Consider the following 24577-nt stretch of genomic DNA (forward strand, 5'->3'; position numbering starts at 1 on the left):
TTATCTTAGCGTAGCGTCAAGCTCCCTTTCGTAGGCCTGCGTAATCTTAGACATGACTTTATCAATTTGTTTGTCCGTCAATGTCCCTCTGGTATCCTGTATGGTAAAACTAACAGCATATGATTTTTTTCCTTCAGGAAGATTTTTACCTTGATAAACATCAAACAGATTTACATCTTTTAGCATTTTTCTTTCAGCTTTAAAAGCTAGCTCAAGAACTTCCTTAAACGTGACTTCCTCGCTTAATAATAATGCTAAATCCCTTTTAACCGTTGGGTATTTTGGTATTTCTTTGAAAAGCACCTCATTCTTTTTAATAGTCTTTAGAATGGCGTCCCATTTAAAATCGGCAAAAAGCACCTCTTGTTTAATATCGAAGCCTTTTAAAATGGAATTTTTAACAACACCAAAGCACACCAATTCTTTTTGACCTTTTATTATGCTTAGACCCTCAGAAAATAGCTGAGTACTATCGGTATTTACTTCGGTACTCTCAATGCCTAATTTTAAAAGAATGGTTTCAACCATAGCTTTCATTTGAAAGAAGCCTGTTTTTTTAGTGGCTTCAGTCCAAGAGGGGTCATTTTCATCTCCTGTTAGTAGCATACTTAGGTATTTTTCTTCTATTCGTTCGTCAGCGGCTTCATAATACGCTTTTCCGAACTCGAAAAATTTAAGATTTTGCCTTTTTCTATTGATATTATAACTTGCTGCTTCTAGCGCTGAAAATAGCGAAGTTTTGCGCAAAACAGATAAATCGCCACTCAATGGATTTAGCATCGTTACCGGCTTTTGTTCGCCTAAAGGACCATCTAGTAGGTCGTTATAATGCGGAGCCGAAAGACTGTTGGTCAAAATTTCGTAGTATCCTTTGGATGCCAAAAGGTTACCGATGGAATACTGTACTTTGTGGTCTTCAAAAGCGTTTGTTGTTGCGATGGAAGCATTAAGTTTTTGGCCAAAAGCAATGTTATTGTATCCGTATACTCTAAGGATTTCCTCAATGACATCAACTTGGCGTTGCACATCAACCCGATACGATGGTACGGAAAGTCCCATTCCGGTCTCGGTTACATTCTTAATCTTAATATCTAAAGACATCAAAATAGATTTAATGGTATCACGAGGTATTTCCTGACCTATTAACTTATTTATTTTTTCAAACGCTAGAAAAACTTCGAAATCTTCTCTTTTGTTAGGGTATAGATCTACAATTTCAGAGGTGATATCACCTCCGGCAATTTCTTTTATTAAAAGCGCTGCTCGTTTAAGGCTGTACTCAACATTTTCAATATCGATTCCTCGCTCAAATCTAAAGGAAGCATCAGTATTCAGCCCATGTCTTTTAGCCGATTTGCGAATTGAAACTGGATTAAAATAGGCACTTTCCAAGAAAATGGAAGTAGTATGTTCTGTTACGCCAGAATTTAATCCACCGAATACACCAGCGATACACATTGGTTTTTCAGCATCACAAATCATAAGGTCTTCCTCATGAAGTTCTCGTTCTAAACCGTCCAGTGTTATAAATTTAGTCCCTTTCGGAAGGGTTTTTACAACTATTTTCCCGCCCTTTATTTTATTTGCATCAAAAGCATGTAATGGCTGACCCAACTCGTGCAAGACGTAGTTTGTAGCATCAACAATATTATTTTTAGGGGTAATGCCAATAGCGTTCAATCTATTTTTTAACCAGTCTGGAGAAGGCTGTACGATTAAATTACTCAAGGTAACTCCACAGTATCTTGGCGCTAGTTCATTATCTTCAACATCGACATCTATTTTTAATGCCCTGTTATCTATGTTATAATTACTTGTAGAAGGAGTTATTAATTCTTGGGTGATTTCTCTTTGCAGAAGGCCTGCCTTTATATCTCTGGCTACGCCAAAGTGACTCATAGCATCCGCTCTATTAGGCGTAAGCCCAATTTCAAAGACTTCATCATTTTCAACCTCAAAAATTTCTGAGCAAGGTGTACCTGGTATGAGCGCTTCATCCAGCACCATAATCCCGTCGTGACTTTCGCCCAATCCTAGTTCATCCTCGGCACATATCATACCATGGCTTTCTTCACCTCTAATTTTACCTTTTTTAATGGTCCATGCTTCACCCTCCGCAGTATAAAGCTTAGTTCCAATAGTGGCTACAGGAACCTTTTGTCCTTTTGCTACATTGGGCGCGCCACAAACTATTTGAACTGGGTCCGGTAAACCGATATCAACCGAGGTAAGTTTTAATTTATCGGCATTGCTATGCTTTTCGCAACTTAGGACATGCCCTACAACAACGCCTTTTAAGCCTCCTTTTACAGATTCAAAAGTAGTTATGCCTTCAACTTCTAAACCTAGGTCGGTTAAAAGTTCGCTCATTTTTTGGGAATCCCAATCCGTATTTATAAACTGTTTTAACCAGTTGTAAGAAATCTTCATCAGTCGGTTTTAAAGGGCGTAAAGATAAAACAATGCCTCAATACATTCATTATACAAGTACTGCTTTTACCTTTAATTTTTTAATGTTCCAATTAAGTTGTTATTTCGTCAATTAAAAATATGCTTTATGAGAAATTGGATTATTTTGTTCGTTTTTATATTCATGCTATACGGCTGTGCCTCCAACGAGAAAAAAGTGCTACTAAAAAGCGGAATCTGGCAGGCAGAATTGATGGTGATGGACAATCAGGTATTACCATTCAATTTTGAGTTGCAGAAAACGCCAGGAGGGGTTTATGGTATGAATATTTTCAATGCTGAGGAGCTCATTCAAGTTGATGAAATTAGCATTGCCGGAGATTCTATTTTGATTAAAACACCGGTTTTCGAGGGCTATATAGCGGGAACTTTCACAGAGAATAGCATTTCAGGAGAATTCATCAAAGAAAGCTTGGATAGGATTGTGCCTTTCAGTGCGCAATTTGGTGAGCCGGAAAGATTCCCGAATGTTGAAAAGCCTCTAGTTGATATATCTGGAATATGGGAAACAGCATTTAGCCCGGAAACGGATGACACCTATATGGGTAAAGGTATTTTTACGCAAAAAAATGGCAGAGTAACGGGAACGTTTAGGACCGCGACGGGAGACTACAGATATCTTGACGGGGTTATGGACGGTGATTCGTTAAAATTATCCGCTTTTGATGGTGCACATGCATTTTTATTTACCGGTAAGGTAGCGGATAGCGTAATAAACGGAACGTTCTATTCCGGAAATCATTTTAAAGAACCTTTTATTGCGAAAAGGAATTCAATATATGAATTGCCCAGTCCGGATTCGCTGACCTTTCTAAATGAAGGCTATGAAAAACTAGCGTTTTCTTTTCCTGACAGTAGTGGGAATATGGTTTCGCTTGAAGACGAGCGTTTTAAAGGCAAAGTTGTTATTGTTCAAATAATGGGCACCTGGTGCCCTAACTGTTTGGATGAGACGAAGTTTTTGGTAGATTTCACAAAGAAGAATTCCTCAGAAGACCTTGAAATCATTGGTTTAGCCTTTGAGTATGCCAAGACTTCTGAAGGTGCTCAAAAAAGTATAAAACGTTTGGTAGACAGGGTGGGAGTACCATATCCCATTCTTTTGGCACAGTACGGAACTGAGGATAAGAAATTAGCTCAGGAGAAATTACCGATGCTAAATCATGTTTTGTCTTATCCAACGACAATTTTTATTGATAAAAAAGGCGAAGTACGTAAAATACATACGGGTTTTAACGGGCCTGCTACGGGTGAAAAATATGTGGCGTTCAAACAGGACTTCAACACCTTCGTAAATACACTTTTGAAAGAGTAGGGGAATTAAATGATAGTAGATTTTCCTAAATCGATATTTTCATCATTGATGTTGAAGCTACCATCCAGTTCCATAATATTATCGGCGATAAAGTCGCCAACATAGTCCGTTCCGTATTTGCTGCTACCCATAATATCCGCAGTAACAATTTTCTTTGAAAAAGACTTTAAGACGGCGGCGACCACTGCGTCTGATTCTTCATTTAGTTTAAAGTGTTGCAATAACATAGCGGCGCTTAAAATGGATGCAACAGGATTTGCTATATTTTTATCCTTCGCTTCTGGATAAGAACCGTGAATAGGCTCGAACATGGCAAAATCAGTTCCAACGGATGCTGAAGGAAGTAGACCAATAGAACCTGCAATGACACTTCCTTGATCCGATAGGATATCGCCGAACATATTATCGGTCAAAATAACATCGAACTGATTTGGGTCTAGAATCATTTGAACCGCGGCATTATCTATAAACAGGGATTCTAGTGTTACTTCTGGATAACTTTCAGCAATAGTATAAACAACTCTTCGCCATAGTCGCGAGGTTTCTAAGACATTTGCTTTATCTACCAAAGTCACTTTTCTTTTCCTTCCTTTAGCAGCTTTAAAGGCTAAATGTGCAATTCTGCTAATTTCCGCTTCCGTGTAAGTGCAGGTGTCAGTGGCAGAAGTTTTAGTATCATCCACAATTTTATCTCCGTAATAAATTCCACCCGATAATTCACGGTAGATGACCAAATCTGTATTTTTTACTACTTTTTTTGATAAGGGCGATTGTTTTACGAGAGCTGGGAATACTTTTACGGGCCTAATGTTTGCAAAAAGACCAAGTTCTTTTCTTAAGCGCAGTAGTCCCTGTTCTGGCCATACTTTGGCTTTAGGGTTTCCGTCGTATTCCGGAGCGCCTATTGCCCCAAAAAGAACGGCATCGGCCTGTTTGCAGATGTCCAATGTGCTTGCAGGCAAGGGGTCTCCAGTTTTTGCGATAGCGCCAGCTCCTACAGTTGCTTGGGTAAAGGTAAATTTATGTCCAAAAGTATCCTCGACGGAACGCAAACACTTTATGGATTGTGCCACAACTTCCGGCCCAATTCCGTCTCCACCAAGGACTGCTATTTTTAGTTGCATTAACTAATGCTTTGTAGTGTTATATTACTTGCTTCAATAATTTGATGAATATCTTCATCAAGAATCTCTTTCTTTCTATCGGCAAATTTTAAAAACTCATCATACACTTCATCCAGCTGTAGTTTGGTAAGTTCATAACCAACTATTTTAGCTCTGTATGCCAAAGCCGCTCTACCGCTTCTTGCAGTTAACACAATCGAGGATTCTGTAACACCTACTTCTGCAGGGTCTATGATTTCATAAGTTTCTCTATTCTTGATGACACCATCTTGGTGAATTCCAGAGCTATGGGCAAAGGCGTTAGCCCCTACGATTGCTTTGTTCGGTTGTACTACCATGCCCATTTTCTGAGATACCATTTTGCTGGTATCGTATAATAATTTGCTATTGATCGTAGTATCCAAGTTAAGATCGGGATGTTGTCTGAGTATCATAACAACCTCCTCTAAAGAAGTGTTTCCTGCGCGCTCACCAATACCATTGATTGTACATTCTATTTGGCGTGCTCCGTTAATAACCCCAGCGATGGAGTTCGCTGTAGCCAGCCCAAGGTCGTTGTGGCAATGACAAGAAAGTATGGCTTTGTCGATCCCTGTTACATTCTCCTTTAAATATTTCATTTTGGCTCCATATTCCTCTGGCAGACAATAGCCTGTGGTATCCGGAATATTGAGTACGGTAGCACCAGCTTTAATAACCGCTTCGCAAACGCGTGCTAAAAATTCATTATCGGTTCTGCCTGCATCTTCGGCATAGAATTCTACATCTTCCACGAATGTCTTTGCATAGCTCACCGCATCAACGGCTCTTTCTATGATAGCATCTCTATTAGAATTGAATTTGAATTTTATGTGTGAATCAGAAGTGCCAATACCAGTATGAATACGGGGTTTTTTAGCATGTTTTAGCGCTTCAGCAGCAACTTCGATATCTTTTTTTACCGCTCTCGTTAGTCCACAAACCGTAGCGTTCTTAACCAATTTGGCAATACTCTCCACAGATTTAAAATCTCCAGGGCTAGATATTGGAAAACCAGCTTCTATGATGGTAACGCCAAGCGCATCTAAGCGTTCTGCAATAACTAGTTTTTGTTCCATGTCTAATTTACAGCCCGGAACCTGCTCGCCATCTCTAAGCGTAGTATCAAAAATTTGTACTATATCTTTGCTCATTATATTTACGTAGTTTTAGCTAGTTAAACGAATATATAACGCTGTACACTAAATATGTGATTTTTGTTACGGTATTTACAATGTTAATACACTTTTTTGAGTATTCAAAACATTGGTATTCAATTATTTAAACTCTTTTTTTTACGATGACAAATGCGCATAAAGATGCCTTGTTCGTTTTGGTAAAATCATTATCCAAATCAGAGAAGCGTCAATTTAAACTATATGTTGGTCGCTTAGGGGTGAATGCAGATGCAAAATTCCTGGCTTTGTTCAATCTTTTGGATAAAATAAAACAGTACGATGAAAAGGTGATTTTAGAGAGTGGTATTGTCAAAAAAGCACAGCTTTCTAACTTAAAGGCACACCTTTACAAACAGATTTTAGTCAGTTTGCGACTAAATCCGGTGAACCAGAATATTCGCGTACAATTGCGGGAGCAACTGGATTTTGCAACAATCTTATATCAAAAAGGACTCTACAAACAAAGTTTAAAAATTTTGGATAAGGCAAAGACCATTGCTATTGATAATCAAGAGAAGAATATTGCCTACGAAATTGTTGAATTAGAAAAGATAATAGAGACACAGTATATCACCAGAAGTATTCCGGACAGGGCTAATGAATTAGCCGTACAGGCTAAAGAATTATCGGGTCAAAATGTAATGACCAGTAAGCTGTCCAATTTGTCCTTACAACTTTATGGGATGATGCTTAAAGTAGGGTACGCCCGCAGCGATGAAGACTACAAAAAAGTAAAGGATTATTTTAATAAACAACTTCCAAAATACGATCTGGATACCTTAGATTTTAGAGAAAAACTTTGGCTTTATAAGGCACATTTATGGTATAGTTTTTTAACCCAAGACTTCCTTTCTTGTTATAAATATGCCAATAAGTGGGTGGATTTATTTTATGAAAATAAGGAGATGATTTATTTAAATCCTGTTTTCTTTTTAAAGGGAAATCATTATTTGTTAGAATCCTTATTTTATGTTAAATACAGCTCTCAATTTAAACAAACACTTGAAAGACTTGAAATTACGCTTAAGGATAAAGATTTTCCAAAAAACGATAACATAAGCTCCCTTGCATTTATCTATTTAAACGCGAATAAATTGAACCTTCACTTTTTAGAAGGCACTTTCGAAAAAGGCCTCTATTTGGTTAAAATTGTTGAATACGGAATTAATAAACATAGAGACCGTATAGATGCACATCATGTAATGGTACTGTATTATAAAATAGCGTGTTTGTATTTTGGAATAGGTGATAATAAGACCTGTATTCAGTATTTGAAAAAAATTATAGAGAATAAGAGTCTAAAAATGCGCGAAGATCTCATGTGTTTTGCACGGGTGCTCAGTTTGGTCGCGCATTATGAGGCCGGGATGGATTACCATTTAGAAGTACAATTGAAAAGTACCTATAAATTCCTTCTGAAAATGAATGATATGCATGCTGTACAAAAGGAGATGATAAAATTTCTACGAAGTTTAGGAGGCATTTATCCCAATGAATTGAGGGGTGAGTTCCAGAAATTGCATACCGAACTGAAGAAGTATGAAAATCACCCGTATGAAAAGCGGGCATTTTTATATTTAGATATTATTTCTTGGTTAGAAAGCCATTTGGAGAACAAACCGGTATCGCAGATTATACGCGAAAAAGCCTTACTTCATACCAGATAAGTTACTAGCAAAATCTATGAAACGTATTAACTTTTCCCATCTGCTGGAGATTAATCTGGCAATGTTATTCATTGGTACCTCTGGTGCCTTGGGAAGGTATGTGGAACTTCCAGTTCCCGTAACCATCGCGTGCAGGGGGCTTCTTGCATTTGTACTTCTTTACATTTTCTGCAGATGGAAGAGAATTTCCTTAAAGGTATATCGGAAAGATTTGCCTGTTATTATTTTAAGTGGGCTATTGATGGGATTGCACTGGGTAACCTATTTCTATGCCTTACAATGGTCTAATGTTGCTATTGGAATGCTATCCTTATTTACTTATCCGGTTATAACGGCCTTTTTGGAACCCCTGCTGTTAAAGACAAAATTGCAATGGATGCATTTGCTATTGGGAGCGCTTGTAATTAGTGGAATATATTTCTTAGCACCCACCTTTGACATTAAAGAATCTAACACCATAGCGATTGGTATTGGGGTTTTCTCTGCATTTTGCTATGCCTTACGGAATCTGGTCCTAAAATCACAGGTGAACAAATACCACGGTTCTATGCTCATGGTGTATCAAGTAGGTATTGTGGGCTTGGCCTTACTACCCTTTGTATTTTATACGGATATTAGCATGGTTATGGGGCAATGGCAAGGTCTGTTGGTGCTGGCCTTATTGACCACCGCCGTAGGTCACACTTTATTCTTAATGACCTTCAAACACTTTAGCATTACAACAGTGAGTATTCTAAGCAGCATACAACCCGTTTATGGTATACTCATAGGCATTATCTTCTTAAGGGAAATACCTGAGCTAAGAACCGTTTTTGGTGGCGTATTAATATTGGCTTCCGTCGTTATCGAAAGTTTTAGGGTAACCAGAAAACCGAAACTTACTGTTCCGGATTAATGCTTGGGGTACCGCTTCCAAATTGATTCAATAAACCTTCCCCTAAGGTTTCAAATTCATTGTTTTTAGCCATATCACGCACTTTTACAGGATCAAAGTTACCATTGAAGTAAAGAAAGGAACCGTTCTGATTATTATTGTTATATATTAATATTTCTTTAACCGTATTCTTCTTTTCCCGTATAGAAACTACGTTTCTTTTTAACTCGTCGTTTTTGCGGTAAACCTCTATAAATGAATTACCGGTAATACCGTTCATCTGTTTGTTCAAAAACTGTGTTCGGGTAGGAGTTGCACTAGGGAACTGCATGTATCTTAAGTCTCTGGTATTTCCAACAAGGGATTGCATCTCCGGAGAAATATTACTGATTAGGGTTAACATGAATTGTGGTACCCGTACTGCTGTAACTTGGTTATCGTTCTTATGTGCATTATAGAAGGTGTCAATTGAATTGTAGCTTCCGCAGCCAGAAATAAGGAACAATAGAAGTAAAGTACTTAGTTTTCGTATCATGGTTTTGTGTTTAGTGTGTTTAAAAATACAAATATTAGGAACATGCATCCCAAATAGGGTCTTTGGGTACCGGGGCAACTATAGTCAAGGGTTCTTTTTTTACCGGATGTATAAAATGTAATTTCCTTGCATGTAAATGAATACTTCCGTCTGGGTTACTACGGTTCGCACCATATTTTAAGTCACCCTTAATGGGACTTCCTATGCCGGATAATTGCGAGCGTATTTGATGATGTCTACCGGTTTTAAGGTCAACCTCTAGCAAGTAATAATTATTCAATTCTTTAATTAACCGATACGCTAGAATAGCTTTTTTACTATCGGGTACTTCCTTTTTGTGTGCATAGGATTTGTTTTGCTTTGGATTTCTCTTCAACCAATGAACAAGGGTGTCTTCAGTTTTATTCGGAAGATTTTTAACCACGGCCCAATAGGTTTTTTCCGTACCGCGCTCTGCAAAAAGCTTATTCAACCTTGGAAGTGCTTTAGACGTTTTGGCAAATACCACAATACCCGAGGTAGGCCGGTCTAAACGATGCACCACGCCTAAATATACATTTCCGGGCTTATCATACTTTACTTTTAGGTATTCCTTGACCACTTCGCTTAAGGGAGTATCACCAGTTTTATCTCCTTGTACAATGTCCCCTGGCCTTTTATTGACCACAATAAGGTGATTATCCTCATGCAGCACCTGAAGATTCTTTGCGTTAGAATGTTGGTTTTTTGGCAATTTTCTTTTGTTAAATGGAGAGCTTTTTATGCGTAAGGCTTAATAGTAGAATCAGCAGTACGCCAAACGTAACGGAAACATCCGCCATATTAAAAATACCCGTTTTTAGTACGCCGAGTCTTATCTGAAAAAAGTCGGTTACGGAACCATAATAAATACGGTCTATCAGGTTTCCGATACCACCGCCTATCACAAAGGCAAATGCTATAATGAGCCAAATATTTAAATCGGTCTTAGTCAGTGTTCTGTAGAGTAGAATAAGTAACACGATTAAGGGCAGTCCTTGTAAAAGAATTTTTTTAACGAAGGGAGGGAAATTGGCTCCAAATCCCAACATAGCTCCTTTGTTCTCGATATTAGTGAGAATAAAATGGTCGTCAATAAGTTCAATATAATCTTTGCTTCTCACCTTATCCCGTACTACTTCTTTTGATATTTGGTCGCAACCAATGTTAAGAAGCACTAATAGAATTATATACAAACGGGATAAGAACGGTTTCCTTTGCAGTTCCATGAACTTTTAGTATTGTTCTTTATCGCTTGGAAAATCTTGACTTTTTACGTCTTTTACGTAGTTGGAAATAGCATTGCCCATTTCTTCGTACAAATTCATATATCTTCTTAGAAACCGAGGATTAAATTCATGTGTCATACCCAACAAATCGTGTATTACCAGTACTTGCCCATCTGCATGTTTGCCACCTCCTATACCAATGGTGGGTATCGTAAGACTTTCGGAAACTTTTTTCGTGAGTTCAGCAGGTATTTTTTCAAGAACTAAACCAAAACAACCTAATTTTTCTAGAAGCTTGGCATCTTCCATCAATTTTTCCGCCTCTTCTTCCTCCTTAGCCCTTACCGTGTATGTTCCGAACTTATAAATGGATTGTGGCGTTAGGCCCAAATGACCCATGACCGGTATACCGGCGGCAAGGATACGCTTTACGGATTCTTTTATTTCTGCGCCGCCTTCAACTTTTACAGCATGTGCACCACTTTCTTTCATAATGCGAATGGCTGAACGTAGCGCTTCCTTAGGGTCGCTCTGGTAGCTTCCAAAAGGCAGATCCACTACGACCAAACATCTTTGAATAGCTCTGATTACCGAAGACGCATGATAAATCATTTGGTCTAGGGTAATGGGTAAAGTAGTCTCATGGCCTGCCATAACGTTACTGGCGGAATCCCCAACGAGAATAACATCTACATTGGCTGCATCTACTATTTTGGCCATGGAGTAATCATAGGCCGTTAACATGGAGATTTTCTCTCCGTTCTTTTTCATGTCCACCAAGGACTTTACGGTAACTCTTTTGTATTCTTTTTTAGCTATGGACATCCATTAAAATTTATTCTGCTAAAAATAAGGAGTTTTCATGAGAATTCGCGTCTTATCTTAACACGGACTCGTTTGTCTTTTAAAGATAGATTATGCTTATTTTTAAAGACGCGTTAAACGAATAAATATGAAACAGTTACTAGGAATACTATGTTGTTTTTCTTTTGCCATGACTTTAGCTCAGGAAGATACCACGGCGGTAAAGAACACGATAAAAGATTTTTTCACTTCTTTTCATGCCCAAGATGCCATCGGAATGAAAAAGGTTGTGGATACCGCTATAGTACTGCAGACCATTGGAGCTCAAAAAGATGGTATTCAACGTTTACGAACCGAAAACTTTGACGATTTGGTACATGCTATTACTAGTATTCCCGATTCTGTGCAATTTGAAGAACGTATTTTAGATTATTCCATTCAAATAGACGGGGCTATGGCCAATGCCTGGACGCCTTATGAATTCTGGTTAAATAACGAGTTTCATCATTGCGGTGTCAATTCCTTTCAGCTTTTTAAGGACAAGGGAAAATGGAAGATTATTTATTTGATAGATACCCGTAGGAGGGAAGGTTGCGAAAACACGCCCGGTAAACCCTAGATTTAAATGCCGCTACTTGCTCCACTTCCTAGATGACGTCTTGCCCGATGCCGGAAAATCTTTTGGAACAGCTTGGGTTACGTTTCCTGTAGCGGCCCATTCCGCGCCACGCTGCAGGGTGGTAATAAAACCAACACATTCCATAGAATAATCAAAATGTCCCAGTGTGGTATGAAAAACCCTTCCCTCGCCATAGTTAATTGTCATTAGCATGGGTACATGCTGTCCTAGGCCTTTAACACTTTCATCCCATGGTGGGGCATTTTTCTCTACATCTGCATAAGCCGTGGCTAAAATAGTAGCGTTTTCAAAAGGTCCGCGCATACGCTCGTACAGCTCATCCTGCGTGTGCAACCACTTTGCTGGTAAACCTTTCATAATAGGGTGTTCGCTGGCTCTTGTAGTCACTTCAAATTCGTACTCCATACCGTGTGAACCACAAACCCCATCCGTACTGTCACGTACCATTTTACCCGCATCGTTATAATATACGTAAGGCCCCGAACTCGCATCACGTCCTCCCCATGCGCCCAGACCTATCATTTTATTGTATTCTTCCCAGTGGCCCCAAGAATTATTTGCCGCATGTACTACCATTAGTCCACCACCATTTTTCATATATTTTTCAAAGGCCTTTCTGGTAGCTGCTGGCCATAAGGCCGCATCAAAACCTAAGTTGGTCACTACCAGGTCATATTTGTTGAAATCTATAGTGAAATCCGATGTTTTTATCGGGTCGTGAGAAATAACATAGTCCGCCTCCCCTACCGGATACGCTTCAATGAATTGGGTGTAGGGTTCCGGTCTGCTCTCATTATATTTTATGCCCAGCCAAACGGAGTCCGTTCTATGAATGCTTACGTCGAACAGCCCAGTTTCCTCCAGATAATCTTTCATCATTTGCGTTGTTTTGGGCCATATATAATGATTGTTCTGACCGTCGATGATAAGCACTTGTTGTTTTGTAACGGGTTTAGGTTTTAGGACTTCTTTCTTTTCTTCACCACAGGCGATAATTAAAAGCGTAAGAAAAAGAGGAATAGTGAATCTTTTCATGGGAGCTATAGTTTGTTAGGAGTCTGGTAAAGGTTTAAAAGTACTTGAAATATTAAAATGGAACAAAAGAGGATTTGAAGTTTCTTTGCCAAAGCGTACTCCAATCTTGGATTTGTATACCACAGCCGCTACATTTGTTGTTAAATTTTAATTTAGTATAACATGAAAATCTTAGGAATAGGTTCTCGAATAGATCATACGGAATATGGAAAAGGAGTGGTCACCAATGTGTCCTCTAAATACTATTGGGTCACTTTTTTAGAAGCTGGTCTGGAAACTATTGCTATTGATGCTGATTTTGAAGTAATCGAGGCCGTTGAGGCTGAAGTGGATACCGTTAGTTTTTTTGATATAGAAAGCTCCTTGGTTCAGATTTTAGAAAAATGGAGCGATACCCATGAAAAAGTAGCCATTGCCGATAAGTGGAAAGGTGGAAAATTAATTTTAGAGCCGGGTGATGCCTTGGCCAATAAGGAACTGCCTATCGATAGCTTTTTCCATAAAATTGTCATGGTGCGCGACCGTATCCGTGTTATGGAGCAAAAAATAAACAGTAGTAAAAACCTGGACGACCAAGAAAAAATAGACTTGCAGCAATACATTACCCGTATCTACGGAAGTTTAACCTCTTTTAATGTGCTGTTTAAAAATAAGAGCGACCATTTTGTGGGAGAGCGTAGCAAATAAACTGTTCTTTCGTATGTATTAAATGAAGGGCGGAGGGCTACTCTTCCCCTAACTCCGTAATCTTTTTCTCGTAGAGCTTTTTACTTTCCACCACGGCAACATTGAGCTCTTGCATAATACCGTCCACACGACCTTCGATACTTTTCATTTGATCATTGATGTTATCAAAGGAATTTAGGGCAGCGGCAACTTCAAGGGCTTTTACCACTTCAACGGCATCTCCGTGAAGTAAACGTAGTCTTTCAATGGCCTTGGAGGTATTTGCTAATGTTCCGTTGTACTTTACCCTTGCCTTTTTGATAGCTCCGTTTAAGGTATTTCTGCTGGTTTCGTCACTAAGACTATTGGTCTGTGTTTCCATGGCATTGAAAAGGTTGGCCGCATGCGATTTTAAATCCTCATATTCCTTGTTTAAACGCTCCACGCGTTTATTCACTTTTTCCCAATCGCCATATACTTTGGCAAATTCCTTATCCTCGTTTTTGGTGTCCTCTAAAGCCGTCTTGAGCGCATTTAGAGTTTCCAGACCTTTGTTCACATTTTTGTTTGCGGTCTCTTTGCGCTTTTCAAAAGAGGCTACCGTAGATTTAAACTTATCCTTTAAACGAATGAGGTTTTCAGGGCTTTTGTCTTTCCAACAAGATGCAAATAAGAGTGCAGTAAGCGCGAGGAGGCTAATTTTTTTAAACATGGATAGTGTGTTTGTACTAGTTAATGGTGTTGCAAAAATACGGAATTGGATGAATCTAAGTTTGTAATTATTAATTGGAATAGGATAGGAGTATATGATTTGATTATGTTTTGTTATTAATTGGGTTAAGAGTAGTAAAACAGTTCGGTGACAACCTATAGAACAGCCTGCATAAGTATCTAATCGAAAAGGTAATCCGCAGAAACTGAATTGACTAGTAATGCTTAATGGATTGTTGTAAGTGTATTCCAATTGTTTGATATTTTTTCTTTTAATTGTAGTCAAAGTTTAGATTAATAGGGTTCTAATTCTATTCACCAGCTCATAACTAAATTAGGATTTCCCGCTATTCATTTCAAGAGCATTCCTACACAGTTATTCTTTGATTTATAAACAGACGGAACTAACTAAACTTTCGTATCAATGTCACTTCGAGTGATTTTCGCGACCTTTTCCGGAGCGAATCCCGAAGCCTCGGGAGTATCGAGAAGCTTTCGTGTTGCAAAAGGCGATGCCCTGAGGGAAGCAGAAGGGTTCTCGATACACTTCATTTTACAATGAAATTATTGTAAAATCAAGCACTCGAACTGACTAAACTTTTTTCTCATTCATCCTTCGACTCAACTCATGGTAACTTTACATCTTTTAACCCCTTGTGCGTATTAGCTTGGTTTCCAATTACGGATGTCACTTTGAGTGATTTTCGCGACTTTTTCCGGAGCGAATTCCGAAGCCTCGGGAGTATCGAGAAGCTTTCGTGTTGCAAAAGGCGATGCCCTGAGGGAAGCAGAAGGGTTCTCGATACACTTAATTTCACAATGAAATTATTGTAAAATCAAGCACTCGAACTGACTAAACTTTTTTCTCATTCATCCTTCGACACATCTCACTTTTATAATACACAAAAGGTTATTAACTCACTTTCTTCTCGCTTAAATATTTCCAATACCGTTTGGGTACATGCTGTGTATGAAGCTTTTTATTAATACGGGATTTAATATTGGTACTTTGAAAGTAGTTGTTCCATAGCTCCTGATACGCATACTCTTCATTGGTAAAGGCAGCATTTCTTTTTAAACTATTTACATGGGCATCTTGCAGGTCAAGCGAAATCAATTCTACGCTTTGTAAATTATAAAATAACCCGTATTTACGCTTTACATCATAGATAATCCATTGTTGGTCCGCATAGCGAGACCGGAAATGTTTGGAGATTAGGGGCAGTACATCAAAATCAGGTTCAATATTTGCGAAATAGACTTCATCCTTGGTTAATTGAAATCGCACAAAGGCTTCCATACGGTGCTTTTCCCTGCCCACTCTATGCGCCAGTTGGTTTATCTTAAGAATTGCATCATCCGAAAAATCAGCAGCTTTATTTTCTTTACTTCCCATCAGCTTTTGAATGTAATGGTAGAGTAGGGGCTCAATGCCCTTTTGTTCACTCAGAAAAGCAAAGTAGATGCTTTTGATAGCATTGTTGCTACGTCCACGAACACCGTTCCATACCCGCTTGGCCTTTTCCAAGTTGGTGAATATGGTTTCCGTTTCGGTAAAGAGTCCGTTTTGAGCCTGACCTTTACGTTGAATATCGGCCTGACTAATTTTTTGCTCAAAGCCCGTGAAAACAGCAGTTAAAAAACCATTGAAACTACCGTCGTAAATTAATGTTTTTGAAGTGTTCATATTCATTAGGATTTAGTATAAAACAAAATGAGTTGTCTTTTTAAGGTGTACACATATTTCTTCGCCCTACTTTTAAAGACAACAAACTGGTAACCTGTATTTAAGATGGTGTTACGGCTGCGTTCTAAAAACCCAAATTTGGCATTGACCTTACCCATACCTTCCCAAGTGCTTTCCAAGTATTCCATACTGTTTAATTAAATAATGATAATTGACTACTATACTGCTTCCTGAACTTTCCTACCGAATGCTGTAGAATCATTCCTTTAATACGGTCCGCATCCAAATCCCTGCGTTCCCAATTGGGAGAATCGCAAAGGATAAAGAATTTAGCACGGTTAAGGGCAACTCCCATTTTCTTTAGGTGTTCCCAGTTTAATTTTCGAAATTTCCTTCCCTTTAAAATTTTGCTTACAGAGCGCATTCCAACTCCGGGAATACGCGCTAACACCCGTTTATCCGCCGTATTGATATCCACCGGAAAATGGTTCAGGTTTCGCAACGCCCAGCTCAGTTTTGGATCTACCTCAATATCTAGATTGGGATGGGTATCGTTCAAAAGCTCATTGACCGCAAAACCGTAAAAGCGCAATAACCAATCCGTTTGGTACAACCTATTCTCTCGGAGCATTGGCACCTGTGTTCCAATAGCAGGCAGTCGTTTATCATCCGCCACGGGAACATAGCCCGAGTAATATACCCGCTTCATATTGTAATTTTTATAGAAGTGTGTTGCGGAGTACATGATATCTTTATCGGATTCGCCTGTTGCCCCAACTATCATTTGCGTGCTTTGGCCTGCTGGGGCATATTTAGGCGTGCTACGAATGATTTTCTTTTCGGACTTGTAACGCACGATTTCATTTTTCACCTTTAGCATCGGTTTTAAGAAATCTTCGTGCTTTTTATCAGGTGCTAATAGTTTAAGGCCGGAAATAGTGGGGATTTCTATGTTGACCGACAAACGGTCCGCATACAATCCGGCCTCATACATTAATTCATCACTTGCGCCGGGAATGGACTTTAAATGAATATAGCCGTTAAAGTTTTCTTCTTCTCTTAGTTTTTTGGCCACGGCGACCAAACGTTCCATGGTGTAATCTGGACTTTTAAAAATACCTGAACTTAAGAACAGGCCTTCGATATAATTTTTACGGTAAAAATTGATGGTCAAATCTACCACCTCCTGAATTTTAAAAGCGGCACGTTTTACATCGTTACTTTTTCTGGTAACACAATAGGCGCAATCAAAAATGCAGTGGTTGGTCAATAATATCTTTAAAAGCGATACACACCTACCATCTTCCGTATAACTATGACAAATACCCATACCCGTGCTATTACCAAGACCTTTGTCTTTATTGGTACGGTTACTGCCGCTGCTTGAACAGGAAACATCATATTTAGCGGCATCCGCCAAAATATTCAATTTCTCTTTGATACGTTCAAAATTCATAGTACTGGTATATATTCCAAAAATATGGATATATTCCTAATTATGGAAATATTCCAAATAATATTTTGGATATAATCCATATTTAGTATATTTGAGTATGGAAAATGAACTCACTTTAAAGCGATTTACGGATATTAGACGGGAATTGGGATACACACAGGCCGAATTTGCGGCACTTATAGGCGTTTCTAACACCACCGCGGATATAGAACGTGGTCGTACCAAACTATCCGGAAAAGTGGTTTCTGAGCTGTTGAAACAGTTTAAGATAAATCCGCTTTGGTTGTTCGGGGAAAGTGAGCAACAATATTTGGAAACTTCCAATACCAGTGTTATCCCTAAAGTGGTTACCGTAGATGCCGCCGAGAACGAGAATATGGTTTTGGTCAATGCAAAGGCCGCAGCAGGTTACCCACAGAATATTGCAGATACCAGTTGGTACGAGCAATTGCCCGCTTTTGATTTACCCATACCAGAATTTAGAAATGCCACCTACAGAGGTTTTCAGGTAGAGGGGGATAGTATGTTGCCTAATCTGCATCCTGGGGAATGGGTTTTGGCCCGTGCCATAGAACATATAGATTATGTGAGCGCCAATAAAATGTACGTAGTGGTCTTACAGGATTCCGTAATGGTGAAGAAAGTGGAAAAACGTCCAAACTCCAACAACATAACTTTGGTTTCTTTGAACGAGACCTACCCGCCTTATGATATTAAACCTTTTCAGATTCAGGAAATATGGGAAGTGAGCAGTAAAATTACCTTTAACGTAGATGCTACTACCGACAGTGGTTTGTTGCGACAGTTGCAGGAATCCATGCAGGAGCTGAAGAATCAATTACAACACGTAAAGAAGGTAGACTAAACGGTCTTCATCTTTTTAACGTAAAGACCACTACTTTTTAGATGAAATCCTAGACTTTTATACAGACTGATGGCGGCTGTTCTGTGATGTCCACTAAAGAGAAGCACATCATCCAGTTTTCGTAAACGGGCTTGGTCCAACAGTCTCTCCATGAGTTTTCTACCGATACCTTTTCCACGCTGGTCTTCGGCAACCACAACATCTTCAATCATTCCTTTATAGCCCGATACTACTTTGTAATTAGCCATCATAGCAATCCCTACTAATTGCGTTCCTTCGAAACAACAAGCAATATCTATACAATCCGATGCTTCTAGAATACTGGTCAGCGGTAATTGCCTTAATTCCGAATTCAGTTGTAAGTACAGTTGGGATAATTGAGTTTGCAGCTCTTCTGAGATATCCTCTTTCTCCAGTAGTTTTATTTCCATTTTCTTAGTATGATGTTTAAAAGTATACTTTTTTGACTCATTTTTCATTTTTAACCTATTGACTTGAATATAGAGTCAGTTCGAGTGATTTTTCGTAATGTAATGAAGAAAAATTGTTCCCGAAGCTTCGGGAGAGAACCATTTTATGTCTCAAAGGGCGATGGTATGAGCTAAGCCGAAGGGTTCTCGATACACTCGATTTTCGATGGAAAAATCGAAAATCAACCACTCGAACTGACATTTTTGTATGTGTTTTTAAAATACACAATGGTTTTTTTATTAAGTTTTGATGTATTTCCGTTACATACTAAAAAACGTATATTTAGTTTAAAATAACAATATTTGAATCCATGGGTAGATTACTATTCGCTTTACTATTTATACTTGTTTTTGTAGCAAAAGGTCAAGTCACCCGAGACACTTTACTTGTTGGCTATACGCCGGCCGCACCTTTTATTGTAAAAGAAGGAAAGGATTTGGAAGGCCTTAATATTTGGCTTTGGAAACAAGTGGCGCAAGACTTAGCGCTGGACTACAAATTGGTCCCCATGAATTTTTCGGATATGTTAGATTCGTTAGGAACGGGCGGTATCGATTTAAGTATTAATCCATTAACCATTACAAGCGACCGCAGCAGGAACATGGAGTTTACACATTCCTTTTTTGCGTCCAATGCCACTGCGGCGGTAGCTCAGGTCTCTTCCTTTAGGAAACTAATGATTTTTTTAGAAGGATTCTTTAATGTGAATTTCCTCCGAGGACTTTTAGTATTGTTGCTCATCATTTTTATTTTTGGCTTTTTAGGGTGGCTGTTTGAAAGAAAGGAAAATCCAGAAACCTTTAGAACTGGGCCAAGAGGAATTTGGGACGGACTTTGGTGGTCTGCCGTAACCCTTACCACAGTAGGTTATGGCGACAAGGCACCACGGACCAAGTTGGGTAAAATCTCCGCTTTGGTGTTAATGTTCGGAGGCTTACTGTTTATCTCTGGACTAACGGCAAGTATCGCTTCTAGTTTAACCGTAAATCAGTTGAATACTAATCCGGAAGGTTTTAATGAATTTAAGGAGCGAAAAGTAGGTACGGTGGCCAAATCCGGCACACGAACTTTTTTGTCCGAACATTTTTTTAAGAATGTAAAAACATATGCTGGAGTAGTTAACGGTTTAACCGATTTAAAGAAAGGAAATATAGAAGCATTTTTATATGACGAGCCTATTTTAAAATATCGAATACAGAAAGACTCCAGTCTTCATAATTTAGAATTACTACCCCTAAAATTCGATGTGCAATTCTATGCCTTTGGTTTGCCAAAGACACACACCGCGTTAGAACAATTAATATCCCAACGCATTCTAGATATTAAGGAAACCAAGGAGTGGGAGATTGTGTTGAGTGAATTTGGTCTGGTGGAGCTTTAGCGATTATATCCTCTAATAGCACCCATGGAAATTTCTAGAGGTCCTAATTGATGGGTTTTTGGTAAGAATGCACCACTTTCCATTACGGCCCAATCGTCCCAAGTAGCTTCGATACCTCCAATAGGAATAATTTTTACCCACATCTTATAGCTTTTAGGAAAACCGCTGGGTTGTAAGATCCATAAATAGGAATCACCAGGCGTAGTGCCGCCAGAATTATAGGTAACCAATAATCCTTCCAAGCCGTCTTCTAGCTGCACAATGCTACGTTTCGTTCCCTTATCAAAAATCTTATAGGGAGCAACAAGCCAAAACGAATCGTTATTAAAATTATCCATTGCGTCTTCGATTAAACCGGCACTTTCATTGCCGTTAAGACGCTGTTCATTTTTGAATACGATACTGGAGTTAGGTGAAATTAAATCTAACTGCACACGGTAGTCATCCCATCGCATATCAACCATACCTCTTTCTCGGTCCCATTTGTATTCGTAAGCACCACCTCTAAAGCTCCATTCCAAAAAACGGGTGTTTTGGTACTTTTTACTATTTAGTGAGGTAAGCATTTTTTGCGCTAAGGCATCAGCTTCAGGACCAGATTGCCCTTCAGGTAGTTTTTCGTTGTAGATGAAGTACAGACATCCAAAACCAACAACGAGCAATAGCAGCAGTATTCCTAAGATTTTTAATAGTTTACGAATCATGATTTAGTTCTTTGTTTTGAAATTCGAATAAGAAATCATCTTTTCTATTTTTTTCAGTTCGATAATAAATGGGTTTGTCTTTTTCTATTTTGAATTCGTGTTTTAGGTCAAAATTAAAATTTAAAAACTTTTCTTTTAAATTATGAATCATTCTATAGTCTGTAAGAAACTTATTAGAATCTGATTCCCAGTTTTTACCGTAATTCGATTTCCAGTTATAAAATAGTAAAGCTTGCTCTTCATTCGAAAGTTGCGCTCTCAATACTCGTAGATATCTTCTTTTCTCCTCATAAGAAATAAAGTTTTCATCTTGTTGTGCAATAAATTTAACAGTATGAAATAGATGTCTGTAATAGTGTCCTAAAACATGAGAATAGCCTTGAAGTATTGAATGATTAATACTATTTAAATCATAATTAAAATATAGCTCATCTTTTTTAAGAGATCCAACACCAGACTGTCCAATGCTGGACATTAGAATTATTCTTAAATCTTTAAATGCACCCCTGAAGGTATTTTTGTTAGGAGGATGATTTAAATTGCCGATCGATAATCCCGAGAAAAAGTAGTGATATGCTAAATGAATCAGATAATCATCTTCTAAAGGTTCATTTACAAAGTGATATTTTAAAACCTGATGAATAAGACTAACTTCATTCAAGAGGTGTTCAAATGCATTTCTTCCGGTTACAATAGATTTTGTTTTTTTTAACGGGGATGAAACCTCCAATGAAATTTCACTTACATTTTCTTTATGTAGTCTTATCATTTCAAAAAATTGACTTTCAACTTGACTTTTTGAAAACTGTTTTTTTTGTTCATTAATTTGATTCTGAAAATGTTCTCTATCCTGCTGTAATTGCGCATTAAAATTTTCAATTTGTATTTGATTAGCTTTATACTGCAGATAAAATGCTAAAAAAGTAAGAATTACTCCAGCTAGTCCGATGAAAGGATTCATAATACCACCAATAGTATCACCGATTGCTCCTTTATCAGAAAAATCTAATATTGAAATATTTTCAAGGGTAAATAACCAAGGGGCTATAAAGGAAATTATTACAAGGAATACTGCAATAAATCCAAGACCCTTAGAAATTCGGCTTATATCATTTTGATATTCATTAATTTTAGTATCTAATGTTGAGTTTGACATTTGAACTTGAACTTGAACTTGAACTTGAACTTGAACTTGAACTTGTATTTGAGTTTCATTTTGAACTTCGCTATTCGCTATTCGCTATTCGCACCTCACACTTGCTCTTGATTTTGAGTTTGTATTTGAGTTTGTTTTTCAACTAAAGCTTACAATTATACCCCATTTGGGGTCAGGGCGCTAATACCCAACAGCCATATCATCACCACGTTTATCGGCACCACCTTCGAGTTTACCGTTAGGTAACACTCTAATGGCATCTACCTTTCCAATGATAGGTGTTCGTTCCTCATTGATAATGTATCCTTTGGATTTCATTTCGTCTTTTAGGGTACTAGAAAAGCCTTCCGGTTCAAAAATCACCATATCCGGTAACCATTGGTGGTGAAAACGAGGCGCGTTCACTGCCTCTTGCATGCTCATATTAAACTCATAGGTATTAAGAATGGTCTGTGCTACCGCAGTAATAATGGTAGAGCCACCAGGTGTACCAACCACCAACCATAGTTTGCCATCACGTTCCACGATGGTAGGTGTCATACTACTCAGCATACGTTTTTCTGCGGCAATACTATTCGCTTCCGCCCCAATTAACCCAAACATATTGGGAACTCCAGGTTTGGCGCTAAAATCATCCATTTCATTATTTAAAAAGAAGCCTAATTCATCCGAATAGAGTTTAGAGCCATAGGCACCGTTCAATGTGGTGGTAACCGAGACTGCATTTCCTTCCGCATCAACGATAGAGTAGTGGGTCGTTTCCATACTTTCTACGATTTCCACATTGCCACGTTCTACATCTGAGGATTTGGTTGCTTTATCAAAAGAAAAGCTCTCCATGCGCTCGCTTAGATAACTATTGCTTAGAATTACATCTAGGGGAATATCTACAAAATCGGGATCTCCCAAGTAGTAATTTCGGTCCGCATAAGCCCTGCGGGACGCTTCTGTGAACAACTGTACCATTTTGGCGGAATTATGGCCAAATTCAGAAACCTCATAAGGCTCCATCATCTTAAAGATTTGATTTATGGTAACCCCACCGCTGCTCGGTGGGCTCATAGAAATAACCCGGATATCCTTATAATCGAAAATAATAGGTTGGCGCCAAACCGCTTCATACTTCGCCAAGTCCTCCTCGGTAATGTATCCACCATTTTTCTGAATAAAAGCGGCCAGTTTCTGTGCAGTTTCTCCTTTGTAGAATCCATCCCTACCATTTTCTGCAATTTTCCGCATGGTTTGCGCCAGGGCAGGATAGCTAATCATATCTCCTTCCTTGAAAATTGTTGCGAACTTGGTACTATCGCCATTTACTTCAATGAACTTATCGCGTTGACTCGCTAATCTTTTTTCTTGGTTCGCCGTAACTATAACACCTTTCTCCGCTAATGCAATCACGGGTTCAAATATTTCGGATAGTGGCAAGGAGCCAAACTTTTTGTGTACTTCAATAATACCGGCTACGGTCCCTGGAACACCAACTGCCGTAGCACCTAGCGTACTTTTACCGGGAATAACGTTACCGAGTGAATCCAAATACATGTCTTTGTGACCGGATAAAGGCGCTTTTTCCCTATAATCCAATCCTCCTACATTGCCATCCGCTTTTCTGTATACCATAAAGCCACCACCACCTAGATTGCCCGCAAAAGGATAAGCCACCACCAAAGCCATTTCCGTGGCAATCATGGCATCAAAGGCATTTCCTCCTTTTTTCATGATTTCTACGCCAATTTTAGAGGCTTCCTCACGTGCAGAAACTACCATGGCCTTGTCCGTAACCAAACCCGTAGGTTTTGCCGGAGCTTCTTTACATTGAACAAAAAGGAGCAAGCAAGCAGATAAGAGTATTATTTTTTTCATAAGAAAGGTAGTTGGTTTTGTGGTATTGAGATTAGCTATAATGATTTGAACTTTTGTTGCGAAAAGATAATCAATTCTTCGAAAAATAGCGTGAACTCCTTTTCAAAATCGGCATAATGTTCTTCTAAATCCAGAATTGCAAAATTCATTTTAGACTTGTTTTTAGTTCTGCGGTTCATCCCGTTCAATACTTTGGCAATACCCTCCATTTTGGAGTAGTTGTAAATCCAGTTATCGGCAATCATATAAGGCATCATACGTTTTACCCCATCTGGTAAAATAGTATAGTTATCCTCCAAAAGGTCATAAAAATCATCTACAAAAACTGCTAGAGGTATATCGGAATAACGACTCCAATTCTTTGCAAGAAAATGATCGTAGAAAATATCTACGATGACCCTGCTATAATGACTATAATTTTTGTGCAAACGCTTGCTGCTTATTTTGGGTATGTCATGGGTATCCGTAAACGTATCAATGTGGCGGTGTAAGGTAATGCCCTGCTGTACTCTGGGAGGAAGATGTTTAAACTTGTTCCCTCGAATACTATCCGCAATAAAGTTACCAATAGTAATTTCTTTGTCGCCAAAAGAAAGGTATATGTGTGCGAGGAAGTTCATTGAACGAGAATACTTTTATCGCTATCGAATTTACGAATTGCTAAACTCTCAATTGACGATAGAACTTTATATTTGCAAAAAACTTATA

General features: G+C 38.6%; 24 protein-coding genes. 7 read left to right on the forward strand and 17 right to left on the reverse strand.

Annotated elements, in window-relative coordinates; genetic code table 11:
* Positions 1-2430, reverse strand: coding sequence for a phenylalanine--tRNA ligase subunit beta (pheT, locus tag SJY09_RS04135; protein WP_396637695.1), 2430 nt, complete (start codon positions 2428-2430; stop codon positions 1-3).
* Positions 2431-2557: 127 nt separating this feature from the next.
* Between pheT and SJY09_RS04140 the strand changes: the two genes are divergently transcribed.
* A complete protein-coding gene (locus SJY09_RS04140) occupies positions 2558-3784 on the forward strand; it encodes a peroxiredoxin family protein (protein ID WP_396637696.1) in 1227 nt (408 codons plus the stop codon).
* Positions 3785-3789: 5 nt separating this feature from the next.
* Here SJY09_RS04140 and leuB read toward each other — a convergent pair whose 3' ends face one another.
* Both leuB and SJY09_RS04150 read right to left on the reverse strand, forming a co-directional pair.
* Positions 3790-4908 (reverse strand): 3-isopropylmalate dehydrogenase, encoded by a 1119-nt coding sequence (gene leuB / locus SJY09_RS04145; RefSeq protein ID WP_396637697.1) that lies wholly within the window; start codon positions 4906-4908, stop codon positions 3790-3792.
* Positions 4908-6080 (reverse strand): 2-isopropylmalate synthase, encoded by a 1173-nt coding sequence (locus tag SJY09_RS04150; protein WP_396637698.1) that lies wholly within the window; start codon positions 6078-6080, stop codon positions 4908-4910. Before SJY09_RS04150 ends, leuB begins: the two co-directional genes overlap by 1 nt.
* 146 nt (positions 6081-6226) lie before the next feature.
* Here SJY09_RS04150 and SJY09_RS04155 point away from each other — a divergent pair, with 146 nt between their 5' ends.
* Together SJY09_RS04155 and SJY09_RS04160 are read left to right on the forward strand one after the other, a co-directional pair.
* Complete coding sequence (locus SJY09_RS04155; RefSeq protein WP_396637699.1) at positions 6227-7771, forward strand: hypothetical protein; 1545 nt, start codon at positions 6227-6229, stop codon at positions 7769-7771.
* Between the two features lie 16 nt (positions 7772-7787).
* Positions 7788-8666, forward strand: coding sequence for a DMT family transporter (locus SJY09_RS04160; RefSeq protein WP_396637700.1), 879 nt, complete (start codon positions 7788-7790; stop codon positions 8664-8666).
* Here the strand turns inward: SJY09_RS04160 and SJY09_RS04165 are convergent.
* Genes SJY09_RS04165 through panB form a run of 4 tightly spaced genes read right to left on the reverse strand, consistent with a single transcriptional unit; the run spans position 8650 to position 11252 of the window.
* Complete coding sequence (locus tag SJY09_RS04165; RefSeq protein WP_396637701.1) at positions 8650-9180, reverse strand: DUF4252 domain-containing protein; 531 nt, start codon at positions 9178-9180, stop codon at positions 8650-8652. The two genes, SJY09_RS04160 and SJY09_RS04165, sit on opposite strands and share 17 nt — an antisense overlap.
* 34 nt (positions 9181-9214) lie before the next feature.
* On the reverse strand, positions 9215-9913 hold the full coding sequence (locus tag SJY09_RS04170) for an RluA family pseudouridine synthase (protein ID WP_396637702.1): 699 nt from the start codon (positions 9911-9913) through the stop codon (positions 9215-9217).
* 10 nt (positions 9914-9923) lie between these two features.
* Entirely contained in the window at positions 9924-10427 is a 504-nt protein-coding gene (gene lspA, locus SJY09_RS04175; RefSeq protein ID WP_396637703.1) for a signal peptidase II, read from the reverse strand.
* Positions 10428-10433: 6 nt separating this feature from the next.
* Entirely contained in the window at positions 10434-11252 is an 819-nt protein-coding gene (gene panB, locus SJY09_RS04180; protein WP_396637704.1) for a 3-methyl-2-oxobutanoate hydroxymethyltransferase, read from the reverse strand.
* 127 nt (positions 11253-11379) lie between these two features.
* Between panB and SJY09_RS04185 the strand changes: the two genes are divergently transcribed.
* Positions 11380-11850 (forward strand): nuclear transport factor 2 family protein, encoded by a 471-nt coding sequence (locus tag SJY09_RS04185; RefSeq protein ID WP_396637705.1) that lies wholly within the window; start codon positions 11380-11382, stop codon positions 11848-11850.
* A 12-nt stretch (positions 11851-11862) separates the two neighbouring features.
* Here SJY09_RS04185 and SJY09_RS04190 read toward each other — a convergent pair whose 3' ends face one another.
* The gene (locus tag SJY09_RS04190) at positions 11863-12906 is read right to left on the reverse strand and encodes a ThuA domain-containing protein (protein WP_396637706.1); all 1044 of its coding nucleotides are present in this window, start codon (positions 12904-12906) and stop codon (positions 11863-11865) included.
* Between the two features lie 162 nt (positions 12907-13068).
* Between SJY09_RS04190 and SJY09_RS04195 the strand changes: the two genes are divergently transcribed.
* Complete coding sequence (locus SJY09_RS04195; RefSeq protein WP_396637707.1) at positions 13069-13593, forward strand: hypothetical protein; 525 nt, start codon at positions 13069-13071, stop codon at positions 13591-13593.
* Positions 13594-13630: 37 nt separating this feature from the next.
* Here SJY09_RS04195 and SJY09_RS04200 read toward each other — a convergent pair whose 3' ends face one another.
* The 4 genes from SJY09_RS04200 to SJY09_RS04215 all read right to left on the reverse strand — a co-directional run bounded on the left by SJY09_RS04200 (position 13631) and on the right by SJY09_RS04215 (position 17426).
* On the reverse strand, positions 13631-14284 hold the full coding sequence (locus SJY09_RS04200) for a hypothetical protein (protein WP_396637708.1): 654 nt from the start codon (positions 14282-14284) through the stop codon (positions 13631-13633).
* Positions 14285-15196: 912 nt separating this feature from the next.
* Entirely contained in the window at positions 15197-15970 is a 774-nt protein-coding gene (locus tag SJY09_RS04205; RefSeq protein WP_396637709.1) for a TIGR03915 family putative DNA repair protein, read from the reverse strand.
* A 5-nt stretch (positions 15971-15975) separates the two neighbouring features.
* Positions 15976-16158: a hypothetical protein gene (locus SJY09_RS04210; protein ID WP_396637710.1), complete on the reverse strand. Its 183-nt coding sequence runs from the start codon at positions 16156-16158 to the stop codon at positions 15976-15978.
* A 5-nt stretch (positions 16159-16163) separates the two neighbouring features.
* Positions 16164-17426 carry a putative DNA modification/repair radical SAM protein gene (locus SJY09_RS04215; RefSeq protein ID WP_396637711.1) on the reverse strand — a complete coding sequence of 421 codons (1263 nt, stop codon included), beginning with the start codon at positions 17424-17426 and terminating at the stop codon, positions 16164-16166.
* Positions 17427-17523: 97 nt separating this feature from the next.
* Between SJY09_RS04215 and SJY09_RS04220 the strand changes: the two genes are divergently transcribed.
* Positions 17524-18291 carry an XRE family transcriptional regulator gene (locus SJY09_RS04220; RefSeq protein WP_396637712.1) on the forward strand — a complete coding sequence of 256 codons (768 nt, stop codon included), beginning with the start codon at positions 17524-17526 and terminating at the stop codon, positions 18289-18291.
* On the opposite strand, the gene SJY09_RS04225 is transcribed toward SJY09_RS04220, so the two are convergent.
* On the reverse strand, positions 18288-18770 hold the full coding sequence (locus SJY09_RS04225) for a GNAT family N-acetyltransferase (protein WP_396637713.1): 483 nt from the start codon (positions 18768-18770) through the stop codon (positions 18288-18290). The genes SJY09_RS04220 and SJY09_RS04225 overlap by 4 nt on opposite strands.
* 302 nt (positions 18771-19072) lie before the next feature.
* Here SJY09_RS04225 and SJY09_RS04230 point away from each other — a divergent pair, with 302 nt between their 5' ends.
* The gene (locus SJY09_RS04230; protein WP_396637714.1) at positions 19073-20143 is read left to right on the forward strand and encodes a transporter substrate-binding domain-containing protein; all 1071 of its coding nucleotides are present in this window, start codon (positions 19073-19075) and stop codon (positions 20141-20143) included.
* On the opposite strand, the gene SJY09_RS04235 is transcribed toward SJY09_RS04230, so the two are convergent.
* The 4 genes from SJY09_RS04235 to SJY09_RS04250 all read right to left on the reverse strand — a co-directional run bounded on the left by SJY09_RS04235 (position 20140) and on the right by SJY09_RS04250 (position 24489).
* Positions 20140-20847: a hypothetical protein gene (locus tag SJY09_RS04235; RefSeq protein WP_396637715.1), complete on the reverse strand. Its 708-nt coding sequence runs from the start codon at positions 20845-20847 to the stop codon at positions 20140-20142. The two genes, SJY09_RS04230 and SJY09_RS04235, sit on opposite strands and share 4 nt — an antisense overlap.
* Entirely contained in the window at positions 20837-22003 is a 1167-nt protein-coding gene (locus SJY09_RS04240) for a putative phage abortive infection protein (protein WP_396637716.1), read from the reverse strand. Before SJY09_RS04240 ends, SJY09_RS04235 begins: the two co-directional genes overlap by 11 nt.
* Positions 22004-22183: 180 nt before the next feature.
* A complete protein-coding gene (ggt, locus tag SJY09_RS04245) occupies positions 22184-23869 on the reverse strand; it encodes a gamma-glutamyltransferase (RefSeq protein ID WP_396637717.1) in 1686 nt (561 codons plus the stop codon).
* A 35-nt stretch (positions 23870-23904) separates the two neighbouring features.
* A complete protein-coding gene (locus tag SJY09_RS04250; protein ID WP_396637718.1) occupies positions 23905-24489 on the reverse strand; it encodes an ACP phosphodiesterase in 585 nt (194 codons plus the stop codon).
* Positions 24490-24577 lie beyond the last annotated feature (88 nt).

Source organism: Maribacter sp. R77961, from assembly GCF_044594925.1.
Classification (GTDB): Bacteria; Bacteroidota; Bacteroidia; order Flavobacteriales; family Flavobacteriaceae; genus Maribacter.